The organism is Mesorhizobium sp. M7D.F.Ca.US.004.03.1.1, assembly GCF_003998635.1.
GTDB classification, from domain to species: domain Bacteria; phylum Pseudomonadota; class Alphaproteobacteria; order Rhizobiales; family Rhizobiaceae; genus Mesorhizobium; species Mesorhizobium loti.
In genome coordinates this window covers 1-412 of record NZ_RZQG01001852.1, presented here as the reverse complement: position 1 = coordinate 412, position 412 = coordinate 1, and the positions used below count along the sequence as shown (strand labels likewise).

Genomic DNA, 412 nt, shown 5'->3' with positions numbered 1-412 from the left:
GGGGAAACCCGCGCGCCGGTTCTGACGGCAAAAAATGTCGTCAGGCGGTTCGGTGGCCTTGTCGCGGTCAACGACGTCTCGTTTGACGTCAAAGCGGGAGAAATCCTCGGCCTGATCGGCCCCAACGGCGCCGGCAAGACGACGATGTTCGATCTGCTCGCCGGCAGCATCCTGCCGACCAGCGGCGAGATCCTGCTCAACGGCACGCCTGTGTCGGGCGAAGCCGCGCATCTGCGCATCGGCCGTGGCCTTGGCCGCACCTTCCAGATCCCGCGCCCGCTGCCCAATCTGACGCTGATCGAAAACATCATGCTGGCGGCACAGGGCCAGGCCGGCGAAAAGCTGCTCGCCAATTTCGTCACGCCATGGCGGGTGGCGGCGCAGGAGAGGGCCGCCAGGGCAAAGGCGCCCG

At 66.7% G+C, this 412-nt stretch carries 1 protein-coding gene; it reads left to right on the top strand.

Annotation, left to right across the window (positions count from 1 at the left end; genetic code table 11):
• Positions 1-21: 21 nt before the first annotated feature.
• The coding region (locus EN935_RS40370; RefSeq protein ID WP_245489206.1) for an ATP-binding cassette domain-containing protein at positions 22-412 on the top strand (391 nt) is incomplete at its 3' end.